9 protein-coding genes are annotated in these 12924 nt (G+C 46.6%); 8 read left to right on the top strand and 1 reads right to left on the bottom strand.

Annotated elements, in window-relative coordinates; genetic code table 11:
- Nucleotides 1–18: 18 nt before the first annotated feature.
- Entirely contained in the window at nucleotides 19–444 is a 426-nt protein-coding gene (locus KNQ09_RS10880; protein WP_214858403.1) for a helix-turn-helix domain-containing protein, read from the top strand.
- A gap of 69 nt (nucleotides 445–513) precedes the next feature.
- Here KNQ09_RS10880 and KNQ09_RS10875 read toward each other — a convergent pair whose 3' ends face one another.
- Nucleotides 514–765 (bottom strand): hypothetical protein, encoded by a 252-nt coding sequence (locus KNQ09_RS10875; RefSeq protein ID WP_230088487.1) that lies wholly within the window; start codon nucleotides 763–765, stop codon nucleotides 514–516.
- A 163-nt stretch (nucleotides 766–928) separates the two neighbouring features.
- Between KNQ09_RS10875 and KNQ09_RS10870 the strand changes: the two genes are divergently transcribed.
- From KNQ09_RS10870 to KNQ09_RS10840, 7 genes are all read left to right on the top strand, one after another.
- Nucleotides 929–1339 carry a hypothetical protein gene (locus KNQ09_RS10870; RefSeq protein ID WP_214858402.1) on the top strand — a complete coding sequence of 137 codons (411 nt, stop codon included), beginning with the start codon at nucleotides 929–931 and terminating at the stop codon, nucleotides 1337–1339.
- A gap of 500 nt (nucleotides 1340–1839) precedes the next feature.
- Complete coding sequence (locus KNQ09_RS10865) at nucleotides 1840–5181, top strand: hypothetical protein (protein WP_214858401.1); 3342 nt, start codon at nucleotides 1840–1842, stop codon at nucleotides 5179–5181.
- Nucleotides 5182–5387: 206 nt separating this feature from the next.
- On the top strand, nucleotides 5388–8066 hold the full coding sequence (locus KNQ09_RS10860; RefSeq protein ID WP_214858400.1) for a glycoside hydrolase family 70 protein: 2679 nt from the start codon (nucleotides 5388–5390) through the stop codon (nucleotides 8064–8066).
- A gap of 123 nt (nucleotides 8067–8189) precedes the next feature.
- Nucleotides 8190–9764, top strand: a complete 1575-nt coding sequence (locus KNQ09_RS10855) for a S8 family peptidase (protein ID WP_214858399.1) — start codon at nucleotides 8190–8192, stop codon at nucleotides 9762–9764.
- Between the two features lie 137 nt (nucleotides 9765–9901).
- Nucleotides 9902–11461 (top strand): S8 family peptidase, encoded by a 1560-nt coding sequence (locus tag KNQ09_RS10850; RefSeq protein ID WP_214858397.1) that lies wholly within the window; start codon nucleotides 9902–9904, stop codon nucleotides 11459–11461.
- 17 nt (nucleotides 11462–11478) lie between these two features.
- Nucleotides 11479–12162, top strand: a complete 684-nt coding sequence (locus tag KNQ09_RS10845; RefSeq protein ID WP_214858395.1) for a hypothetical protein — start codon at nucleotides 11479–11481, stop codon at nucleotides 12160–12162.
- Between the two features lie 44 nt (nucleotides 12163–12206).
- Nucleotides 12207–12905, top strand: a complete 699-nt coding sequence (locus KNQ09_RS10840; protein WP_214858394.1) for a hypothetical protein — start codon at nucleotides 12207–12209, stop codon at nucleotides 12903–12905.
- Nucleotides 12906–12924: the final 19 nt, after the last annotated feature.

Below are 12924 nucleotides of genomic sequence, written 5' to 3'. Positions count from 1 at the left end.
AGGGAAAGAGGGATGACGATGTTAACGACAAAACAGATCAGTGAATTGTTACGTGTCTCAGAAGAAACGGTCCGTCGCTGGATCCGAACAGGCGAATTGCATGCCGAACAGGACGGAAAAGGGTATCTCGTCGATGAGTTGGCGCTGAAACGTCTCGTCGATGAGAAGTCGCAGATTCCAGGAACCGCGATGAACAAGATTCTCCCACTCATCCAAGATATGTTCGGACCGGAGGCGGCTCAGTTTGCGAAATCAAACTTGTTTGACCCACTCCGTCAATCGATGGAGCAAGCCCCTCCGAAGCCTGAAGCATCGAACGAGTCACTCGCAGAAGAACTCGATCATCTAAAACGCAAAAAACGTCGTCTCGAACTTGAGCACGAACTGAAGTTGCTTGAGATTGAAGAGAAAATCGCAGCAATCGAACGGAAAGTTCAGTCCTGAAGACGAAAAGCGATGTCCCCAATTGAGGAGACATCGCTTTTTTTCGTTCGACCATAAGAAAAACCCACTTCACGAGTCGGAAGGGGTTTTGTCGTTTGCTTGTTTCTTTTTACGGTACCAGTACCAGTAAGCAAGTCCCAGTCCAATCGGGATTGCAGCCAAGTACGGGTTAGCTTCGATGAAGCTGATCATCTCAAAGAGCGCGAACCATCCACTGATTAAACCGAGGATGAGTAAAATCGTCCGTAGTGCTTCGGGAAGCTTGCGGATCCGATACGCAATGAGACAGACGAGGCAAAAGATAATGATAGCCACGAGCATTCCTCCCATTCCCGTAATCCAGTATAGCGTATTCGGAAAGCTTTTTCGATGTTGAATGATGGGAAAAGATTCAAATCCGTTTCGAACAATCGAACCGTTTGACCTGTCATGATAGGTGAGCCCCTCGCGGACTCACCTATTTTTGATAAAAAGGAGCAGATACATGGTCATTGATTATTTCGCAGTCTTACCGAGTGGGAAAAAAGGCGCACTAGAGCCGCACTGTCTGACTCAAGGAACATGGTATCAGCGCATCAATGAGGAATTGTTTCGAGCCATCCATTATGGAGCCGGGATCATCCGAATCCGTGATAAAGGAGCGGAACTGCGGATTCCGATCGAGTTCGGATTCGGGTATGTCTTGCAGTACCTGCGTCAGTTCACGGAGGCGGAGCGACAGGAAGGACGAAAACGTCATGTCTTGCAACGGCAGCTCGATTGGGTTGGTCGCGGATTACCGATTGAATTAAAGCGACGCGGAGCGAAGATCGAAATGTGGGCCGATGATGTCCATCGCTTGCATCGGGAATCGTTCCTCCGAGCAATCGAAAAAGCAGATCATTTCATCTCGTGAATTAAAAACTTTATTTTAATAAAACGAAAATGAGACAAAAACTTAATAAAATGTAAGCATTTTCTTCAAAAGGGTGAATCCAAAAATTAATTTCCATGTACAGCCTATTTAAATATATTTCTATTTACTACTATTCACCTATTTTTTACAAAAAATCTATTGTGGCGTCTTTCCTAGTTTTGTATATTTGACCTGTAGCGTTCTTACCGATTCTCAAAAACGAAACGGTAGAGCGCACGAATCTACAATCAGAAATAGCTTCTTGGAGCGATTTCGGCAGTTTCTTTAGTTCATCCCAATCGGATACATAATGGCTCACGAATGGATCGTCTTGATGATAGACGAAAAGTCGCACGTGAAACAGAACGTACTCCTCCTAAGACGACTAGAGAATTTTTTAACTGCTTTAAAGTAAAATATTTCTATATTTTACTTATATTGTAGATTTAAAATTGGGATTTGCGCTTTTAATTTGTTAGAAAAGAGGAGGAATAGTAAACATGGGTTATTCGAAGAAAACGAACAAATTGTACGCTGCTGCAGCTGCGCTCGCAGTCACGGCGTCTGTCGTAGCACCGGTTGCTGCTGATGCAGCATCGAAGGTCTCGGTTAAATACATCTCTCCAATCTTGATGAAACACGCGGGTGGTTCGAAATATGCAGTCAAGAAATTGACGCTTCCGACGAAAGTCAAAGTCAAACTCTCAAACGGCAAGTACGAAATGCGCTCAGTCAAATGGAGCGGTTCTGTCAAATTCGAAAAGAAATACATCAACAAATACCAAGTCCTTTACGGTAAGGTAGCAGGTACGACGAAGAAAGCGATCCTCAAGGTCGAACTTCAAAACTACCCAGTTGATGTCCTCGAACCAGTCCTCGAGCCGGTCGCTGTTGGCGGAAAAGTTCAATTGCCAAGCACGATCAGCATCCAGTACAAATCAGGTATCATCGTTAAACGCCCAATCAGCAAGTTCAATCTCAAAACTCCATCGACTTCAAAAGCAGGAAAATATAAACTGGCTTACTCGTACAAAGGTGCTAACTCTGTCGTAACAGGTTACATCAACTACGAAGTCAAGGCAGCAAGCATCTCGAACGTCATGGGAAGCGTCGATGATCAGATGCTTTCAGTCAAAGCAGACGTCATGTACCCGGCAGTCGGCGCAATGGCAGAACTCTTGATCTACCCAGGAAAAGACATGTCAGCAACTCCAATCGTTGCAAAAGGAACGCTCTCGAAAGGGAAGTTCATGGCATCACAAGGTGGCATTCCAGAAGGAACACACAGCTACGTCGTCAAAGTCGGCGATGTCAAATCAGCTCCGATGGACTTCACGATTGCAAACACAGTTCTCGCTTCAGCAAAAGCAATCGGCAAAGAGAAAGTCGAAGTCTCATTCTCGCGTGCAGTTGATTCTGTCAAAGTAGACAACTTTAAAATCGCAGGAGCGACAGTCAAGTCAGCGACACTCAGCGCAGACAAGAAGTCAGCAGTACTTGAAGTCGAAGGACTCGAGTATGGCATGGACTACTCAGTTGACGCAAAAGGCATCTTGATTGGTGGCGTTGCAAAAGACCTCGGTTCACTCAGCTTCATGACGCAAAGCGTCGAAAACATCTGGATGCTTGAAGTGACACCAAAAGCGTCTTCGATCCTTGCAAACGGATCAGACAACACGGAAGTCACATTCCAGTTGAAAAACAAAGCAACAGGTGAAGTCGATACGAAAGCAGACGATATCGTCTTGAAATTATCGACATCATTCGGTTCACTCGCGAAAGAACGCGTCACGATTCAAGATGGTAAAGCGACGGTTCTCTTGACGTCTGAGTTCAGCAACACAGACATCGAAGCAACAATCGACGCGCAAATCATCGAAACAGTCAACGGTGAGTACAAAGACTTGATCGGTAAGATCGATGGACAAGCGAAAGTCAAGTTCAGCACGGTCATGGTTACGCCAGCACCAGTTGAATTGATCAACGTCCTTGCAGCGGAATCGAACCAAGCGGATCGTGTGACGATCTTCCTCGATAAAGCGGTCTCACGTGATCTTCTCTTGAAATCGTTCGGTCTCGATAAGAAATTACCGACTGTTGACGAGAGCGAATACCTCGCAAACGACAACATCCAAATCGAGCAGTTCGACGGTTCGAAACGTGTTATCGGTATCAAATCGATTCCTTCGAATCCAAAAGCATTCGAATTGATCCTGGATAAAGAAACACCACTCCAAGACAACGCAACTGTCAAAGTACTTGCGAAAATCACAAGTAGCACGGATACAGAAGTGAAGTCAAAAGCAAGCTTCAAGTTGACGGATGCACGTCAGCCAGAAGTCACTTCGGTCAAACCAGTCGGTCTGAACCAACTTGAAGTGAAATTCTCTGAAGCGATCGCAGACGCGAAGTTCAAAATCGATGGTCAATACGGCGAGAAGTACTTCAAAGTTGAATACCTCGGATTTGATAACAAAACAGGCGTCGATCGCCGTGATACAGTCATCATCACGTTGAACGATGAGCAGATGATGATGGGTGCAAAAGCAGAAGAAGCTTACCCAGGACCGAAGAAAGGCTACTTCACGCCTGGTAAACACTCACTCCAGATCTGGAACGCGATGGACTTCGCAGCCCTTTCGGATGAGTCGAACATCGGAACGACACAAAACCTCGACTTCACAGTCGCTGCTGATACAGTCAAGCCGACAGCTGGTGTCGTTGTTGAGTCGCCAGAACAGTTCCGTATCATGTTCAGCAAACAGCTGAAAGGTCTTGATCTTGATGCGGTCAAAGCATTGCTTGCTTCGAAGAAGTTGAAACTCGAGCGTTACAACTCGAACACGAAGTTGTACGAAGACTTCAGCCAGTATGCTGATGTCACGTACTACGATGAAGAGACAGGCGAAGTTCTCCTCGAACTCAATAAGGACTGGACGGAAATCTACGATACAGTCAACACGAAAGAGAACTACTACAACGATAAGTTCAAACTTTCGCTCGCAAAAGATTCTGTCAAAGCAGAAGCAAACGGCGAGAAAAACGACGCGTTGTCGCTTGATCTCAACTATGCTGGTTCACCGCTCAACTCTCCAGATCTGAAGAGTGCGGAAATCACGACGATTGACCGTTACCTCTTGACGAATGACTTCACAGTCATGATGAGCGAGCCGGTTAAACTTCGTGGTCTTGATCAGTCGGATACACCACTCATCAACGCCGAAGGTACAGTACTTCCGCCGAAAACAACAGTTGAGTTCATCGGTAAAGATAAAAACGGTAAAACCGTTACGATCGATGGATCAGTCGTTGGTTACACGGATAGCTCAGATATGAACTTCCGCGTCGCTGCGAATGATAACCTTCAGTATCTCGTCGATAAAGATGGTTACGGAGAAGAGTGGAAAGTCGTCGTCAAGTCACTCTCTGACGATGTCGGTAACACGGTCGCTACAGCGACACACGACTTTAAAGTTTCGAAAACGCCAGTCACACCAGTGGCTTCGCCATTCGAAATCGCTAAAGTCACAGCTAACGCAAAAGATGAAAAAGACGTCATCCGTATCAAGTTCACAGAAGGTGTACAATACACTGGCATGTACGATGCGACGAACACTGCACAGTACACGTTGAACGGAAAAAATCTCCCAGTCGGCACAAGCATCTCGCTTGCTGATTCGGATGATGATATCACGAACGGTCTCGACATCGTTAAGATCAAAGTTCCAGAAGGAACACTCAAAACATTGTCGAACGTCATCACAGTCAACAAAGAGCTTCAGTCGTATGACAACTCTGTCTTGACTGGTGGTTACGAGAAAGCAGTTCTTCTCGGACTATAAGAAACGCGAAACCTCTTCCTACTTTGGTAGGGAGAGGTTTTTTGTGACAAATCAGCGCAATCGATTGCATTTTAGTAAATCTATTTACCTATTTTCAAAAATACAACTGTATTTACTTTGAAGAAGATGTTAAATTATGTGATGTTATTTGAAATTTTAGGTATAAATAATTAGAAATATAGATTAGTTAAAGGGAGATTAGACTCATGAATAAGACGAAAAAAGTCTCAACAGGTTTGCTTGCGGCATTGGTCGCGACAAGCGGACTAACGTATGCACCAGAAAGCGCAAAGGCTTTCGCACCAAGTGAAAAGCTCGACAATCGCGTTATTTTCCAAAGCTTCAGCCTGTATCAACCGTACGAAAGCAACATGTATCGGACGCTTGCTAAAAAAGGTGAATTGCTTAACTCGTGGGGTGTGACAGACGTTTGGTTACCACCTGCATACCGTTCATTCGACATGGCGCGTTACATGGAGGGGTATGCAATTGCTGACCGTTATGACCTCGGTGAGTTCCCACAAGGACCAGGTGGATCGGTTGCGACAAAATATGGAAAAGCAACACAACTCGAGATGATGGTCGACATGTTGCATGACGACAACATCAAAGTTCAGATGGACCTCGTACCGAACCAAATGCTCGGTCTCAATCAACGTGAAGCTGTTTTTGTTCGTCGTGCGACAAGCTCAGGTGAGCCGTTCGCGAATCCATTCACAGGTGGAGAGAAAACAAAGACCCTCGCAACGCCTTACCTCGCTTACACAAAAGGTGGCGGTATGGGACAAGCAAAATACGGTTACCTCAAAGAATGGAACAAATCGTTCATCAATGGAACATCACTGCAAGGGCAGGGGATGGGTCGTGTCATGACGGATAAAGACGGTAAACCGTACCGTTACTTCGGTAAGGACGATGCGAAGAACTACTTACCAGAATGGTTGCTTGACGCAGCGAAGACACAGAACTTGAATGTCATCGATACGTACCTCGCAGCAGACGGTTGGTATGAAGTCTCACCAGAGAACTGGAAGCCAATGCTTTCGCAATATGCGAAGGATGAAGGATACCTGGAGTACATGAAACAAAACGGCTTCGCAACAAAAGAAGCTTTACTCACCTCAACGGAAAACGGAAAAATCGCTTCGTTGACGGAAGAATACATGAAAACACAAGCTGCGTACGGTTATGGATCAGAAGAACGTTCATACCAAAACGATAACTCAGGGATCGACATCGAAGATCAGTTCCTCTTCGTCGATGAGACTGGTTTCCCAACGCAGGCATACAACAAAACGATGACGAACAACGATGAGTTCTTGATCGGTGTCGACCTTGCGAACTCGAACCCAGAAGTCATCAAGGAGCAAAAGAACTGGATGAAGTGGATGCTTGAGACATACAAGTTCGATGGTTTCCGGATCGATGCGGCATCACACTATGATACGAGAATCTTGAATGCAGAAGCAGAAGTGTCAAAAGCGCACTTCGGTAAAAAAGATTACCTCAGCTACATCGAGAGCTATAAAACAGAACAGAATGCTTACATGAAAGCTAACAATAATGAACAACTCGTCATGGACGGAGAGCTTTACTTCACGCTCCGTTCAGCACTTACGCCATCGAACAAACGTGCACTCCGTGACTTAGCGAAAGTCTCAGTCGTTAACCGTGAAGGTGACGGCGCGACGAACGTTCAAGCGAACTGGTCATTCGTCAACAACCATGACCAAGAGAAAAACCGCGTCAACCAAATCATGCTTGATGCGTACGGCATCAAAACGAATACGCAGTACGGAAAAGATGGCCAGCCGAAATCGTTCGAGAAGCTCTACAATAAAGAAGATGAAGCGAAGGCACTTGCGATCTATAACAAAGAACTCGCAAGTCCAACGAAGAAATACTCGACGGAAAACGTCGTCGCGCAATACGCGTTCCTTCTTTCGAACAAAAACACGGTACCAACGGTCTACTACGGTGATCTCTACCAGACGGATGCATCGTACATGTCGAAAACGACACCGTACTATGACGAAATCACGAATCTCCTAAAAGTCCGTAAACAGTATGCGTATGGTAAACAACACGTTGCGTACCACACATCGAACACGTCTAAAGAAGCGGGTAAAGACTTGATCTCAAGCGTTCGTTTCGGAAAAGACCGCAACACAGGTGTCGCGACAGTCATCGGGAAAAACGCAGCCCTAGATACGACAGTTCAAGTCAACATGGGTAAAACACACGCGAACCAAGTCTTCGTCGATGCTAGTGGCGTCACGAACACGAAACTCGTCACAGATAAGAACGGTATCTTGACGGTTCCAGTCAAAGGTATCAAGACAGCTGAAGTCAACGGTTACGTCGGCGTCTTCGTCCCACAAGCAACAAAAGCGCCAGTTGCAGCAATCAAAGCAGGTGCTGTCTACCAAGGAAAAGCACTCGACTTGAAAACGACAGTTACGAACACGACATCAGCAGTTGCGTCAACACGCTACCGTGTCCTTGATACGAAAAAAGCGACAGTTGATTCAAAAGGTCGTCTGACAGGTAAAGCAACAGGTAAGACGACGGTTGAAGCAACAGTTACGTTAAAAGACGGTTTTGTCTTGAAAACAGTTTTACCGATCGAAACAAAAGCGAACAGCGTCACGCTGAAAGCAACAAAAGCAACACTCAAGAAGAACCAGACTACACGTATCGCGTATACGTCAGCAACGGATAAGATCAAATCCGTTCAGTATGCGTCAGCGAACAAAAAAGTCGCACAAGTCTCGTCGCGTGGTAACGTGAAAGGGATCAAAGCAGGCAAAACGACGATCCGTGTCACATACACGACAGTAGGAAACTACAAAGTCGTCAAAACATTCACAGTCACAGTCAAGTAATTTTAGACATCACTCTCCCTGCGAGAGTGATGTTTTTTTGATTCGCGTCAATGTTTCACTATATTCCACATAATTCCATCTAATCCGGGTATTAGTAAGAAAGACCTAGAGGGAGGAACAATGATGCGAACATGGATAGTAGGGAGCTTAGCGCTTGGTTTGATCTGTAGTACGGTACCAGTCAATGCGTTTGAAAAGCAGGAAACGATTCGTCCTGCAACATTAACGACGGCAAAGGAAGTCCCGGCGTTCTCAAAGCAAGCCGGTAGTGCTTTAACAGGTCGCTTTGATTCGGATGGATTTGCGGTCTGGTATTTTGATGCGAAGGATTTCGTCGCAAAAGGAACGCATTTTGAGTTCGAACTCGACTACGATACGTACGGAACGATGTTCGCCAGTAAAGCCGATGCGGAAGCAGGTCGTGTCTACAATCGCTACTATCAAGTTACGGATGATACGCTCTACTTTCCACTCAGTTGGAGCGGACGACAATACTTAGTCCTCGAAGGCTATCCGGGCGACCGTTATTCTGTTCCTGCCTACATCTCACGTTATGAACCAATCGAGGAATCGATGGCAGCTGCTGTCAAAGCAGTCAAACCGGCGTTACTTGTTCAGACACGCCCTGGTGCAATGCGGGCACAATCGTTCGGTGCCTCAAAAATCGAACCGATAGCGTCTGAGCTCCGCATCGAACGACTCGTCTATGATTCGTATGCTGACGCTGAAGCAGCGAAGAAAAAGTTCGAGCAATCGAATAGCGTTGCGTTCGCAGAATTCGACGCACCGATCCAAGCATTCGGTGTCGACGCCTATCAAAAACATCAATGGTCGCTGCAGAACACGGGACAAAAAAAGGGACTGAAGGGAGCAGACATCGGCTTTGTCGCCATGCAAAAACGCATCAAAGGCAAGAAGCTGTCTGCAACGAAAGTCGCAGTCCTTGACTCCGGCATTAATCCGACGTATGCCGACTTCGCCGGTAAAGTCCGGATGGATCTTGGCTATGATTTCATCAATGGCGATAAGACGGCGTGGGATGATAACGGACACGGTTCACACGTCGCCGGGATCATTGCAGCCGGTGGAAATAATACGTACGGGATGACCGGTATCAATCCGATGACGACGTTGATTCCAATTAAGGTGCTCGATGAGTCAGGGGCTGGTTCGGTCTCGGGACTCGTCAAAGGTATCCAGCATGCAACGAAACAAGGTGCCCGAGTCATCAACATGAGTCTCGGCGGTAGTTCTTCTTCGAAATCGATCGAGTCGGCATTAGCAGCGGCAGTCAAGAAGAACATCCTGATCGCCGCCGCTTCCGGAAACGAAGGACGCGGAACGGTCGCGTATCCGGCCCGTTCGAAATATGTCTTGTCGGTCGGTGCGACCGGACGAAAAGATACGAAAGCGTCGTTCTCGAATTATGGAACAGGTCTAGACCTCGTTGCTCCAGGCGTCTCGATTCCAAGTTATCTCGCAGATGGGGAGCTGTTATATGGAAGTGGTACTTCGATGGCGACGCCACACGTCGCGGGTGTCGCGAGTCTTTTAATCAGTCTGAAGCCTTCCTTGAAGGCAAGTAGTGTGGAAAGCATCCTCAAGAAATCAGCGAAGGATCTCGGGAAAAAAGGCTATGATACGAGCTATGGTGCCGGTCGTTTGAACGCTGATAACGCCGTCAAACTAATCCCTTAATGCAGTCAAGAAGTCCTGTGCGAACAGGGCTTCTTTTTTTCAGATAATTCATTGATTGATAGAGGTAAAAAGAACTAGGAAAATCAATTTTTTCCATTATAATGAAAAAGGATACAACGATAAGGAGTGAAACCCAAATGAAAAAGGTCATCGTCAGTGCTCTCCTCGTGAGTGCATTTGGTACATATACATGGGATACGACAGAAGCTGCGACAACGGCGAAAAAAGTCCCAGCCATCGAAGCCAAAACGAAAAAAGGCTACATCAAAGGAACGTTCGATGCGAGCGGGAAAGCCTTATTCTATTTTGATACGAAGACGTATCTGTCAGGTGGAACACACTTGAAGTTCGCCTTTGATGCTTCAAAGAAAGCGACCGTTTACACGTCGCAGACGGAATACAAACAAAAAGATCCATATGCGCGGTATGCGAATAGTAAAAAAACACTCTTTTTCCCACTGGCGTGGAGTGGGCGACAATACATCGAAGTGACGGGGGCGAAGAACAAAGCATTTACGATTCCCTATAAACTCGAACGCCTTGAACCAATTCGGGAATATGCGACAAAATCAACGACAACCGGACAAGCGACGAGTCTCGTCGTCCGTCTGAACGGGGCGACGAAAGCGAGTACGTTGTCACAGACGTCACGCGCCACTGATCACGAAACGATTGACAGTACGTTACGTATTGAAAAGTTCTCCTACAACAGCTTCATCCAAGCGATGGCAGCCAAACGCCAACTCGAAAAAACGAAGGGCGTCCGGTACGTCGAACTCGATCAACCGATGAAGTTACTCAGCACTGATCCGTTCCAATCGGTTCAGTGGGCATTAAAAAACACGGGACAACGCGGAGGCGTTAAAGGAGCGGACATCGGTTATCACGCGATGGTCAAACGAATTGCCAACAAATCACGTTCGACCGTTCGCGTGGCGGTCGTCGATACGGGGATCAATCCGACCTATGCGGATTTCGCTGGACGCGTCCGAATGGATCTCGGCTACGATTTTGTCCATAAACGTCAACTCGCTTACGACGATCACGGACATGGGACACATGTCGCCGGTGTCATCGCCGCAACATCAAACAATGGGTATGGGATGACGGGGATCAACGACCGAGCAAGCATCATTCCGATTAAAGTCATCTCGCGCAATAACTATGCGTCGAACTCGAACATCGCCAAGGGCATTCTGTTCGCTGTGAAACAAAAGGCAAAAGTCATCAACTTGAGCCTTGGTGGTGGCGGTGTCTCACTGGCGATCGAAGATGCCTTAGCGGAAGCGCGCAAGAAAGGGATCTTCGTTGCAGCAGCAACCGGCAATGAAGGTGCATCGAAACTGTCCTATCCGGCACGTTCGAAATATGCGTTCTCGGTCGGGGCGACGAACCGATTCGATAAACGAGCGTCGTTCTCGAACTACGGCGAAGGACTGGATCTCGTTGCACCGGGACAAGACATCGCGAGTTACCTGCAAGATGGCGAATCGATCTTTTGGAGTGGTACATCGATGGCGACACCGCATGTCGCTGGCGTCGCGAGTGTCCTCTATAGCTTAAAGCCAAGTATCAAAGTGACGGACGTCGAATCGATCCTCCGCAAGTCAGCAAAGGACCTCGGCAAAAAAGGTCGTGACACGACGTACGGATACGGTCGCTTGAATGCCGATCGCGCCGTCCAGATTGTGAAATAAGGAAAGTAGGTTAAACGATGAAACGTATCCTATGTGTCTTTCTGATCGGTGTCCTCTGTATAAGCGGGACACTTGAAGGACAGGCAGCGTCAAAGGAAGCACTGCAGATCAAACAAGAGTACAAAGCACTCAAGTTCGGTATGACGCTAACGGAAGTCGCGAAGACAATATACGGAAAAGAGTACCGGAAATACATCAAGAAACAAAATGGTAGAGTCGTCTTTACGAAAAAACCGGGAACGACCGATAACGAACAAGGGTATCGGTCCCTCGGATACGTACTTGATCGCCCCTCCAAAAACCTTCCGACGACAACGCTTCTTGAATTTAGTACGAAACAGCACCAGAAGACATATTATCTGACACAAAAAGCGCTGTACTACCAAGCCGATACGGAAAATGGGTTGTATGAAAATAGCCGGACACTCATGAAGCCGGCATCATTACGCCACGGAATGACGGAGAAACAACTCGACCAACTGGTGTCCGGCAAAAAGCTCGGACAGGTGTCAATGTATTTTAGTTGGAACGTTTCGTCCGTCATCAAAGAAAGTCCGATGAAAACGGGATGCTACAAAATCTATCAATTCCATCGGTCGCATTCGAAAAAGATGCAGGTCGTCACCTTGTCCTATAACACGCAGAAAAAGCGATATGAGGTGGATACAGAAATCGGGATTTCATTGAAATACGAAAAATGAATAAGGATGATTCATGGAGTCATCGAGGAGAGTAGGAAACAGATATGAAACGCATCATGATAGGGTCACTCTGTTTAGTACTGTTGCTTGGTCTGATTGTTCCAGGAACAGTATCCGCAGCAACAAAAGCAGAAACGCTTGCGACGACACAGTACAAGGGCTTGAAAAATGGAATGACGATGGAACAAGTCGCGCAAGTCCTGTATGGCAAGTCGTATCAGAAACACCTGAAGAAAAGAAATGGATCGACTGTTCTTAAACTTCCAATCAACTTCGAAGGAGACGAAGAAGGACATAAGCAATTAATCCACGTCATCTCCGATTCGGCAACAACACATCCTCCGACTGAACTGGTCTTACAATTCATGACGAAACAGAAGAGTACGAAGTATCGCTTGGTGACAAAAGCCTTGTTCATCGAACGGAAGACCAAGACAGGATATCGTGAAAGCACACGGACGCTCGTCAAAGGTGCCGTACTCCAGAACGGGATGACGGAAAAAGAGCTGGATGCGAAATTGACGGGGAAAGGTCTTGGCAACTGGACGATGCTCGGTCATATGGATACAGCGTCTGCTTATACGCTAGACGAACAAAAACGAGGATTTGCTGAAGTGTCTCGGATCAAAGAATATGTCTTTAAATCGACGACGAACAAGTGGAAACATGTCGAACTGACGTATAGCGAACAAAAAAGAACTTATCAGGTCAGTGATATTCGGACGATTCAGGTAAAAAACTAAAGCACACGCAATAGAAAGT

Source organism: Exiguobacterium sp. s191 (assembly GCF_018618955.1).
Classification (GTDB): domain Bacteria; phylum Bacillota; class Bacilli; order Exiguobacteriales; family Exiguobacteriaceae; genus Exiguobacterium_A; species Exiguobacterium_A abrahamii.
This window is presented reverse-complemented; position numbering and strand designations above follow the sequence as displayed.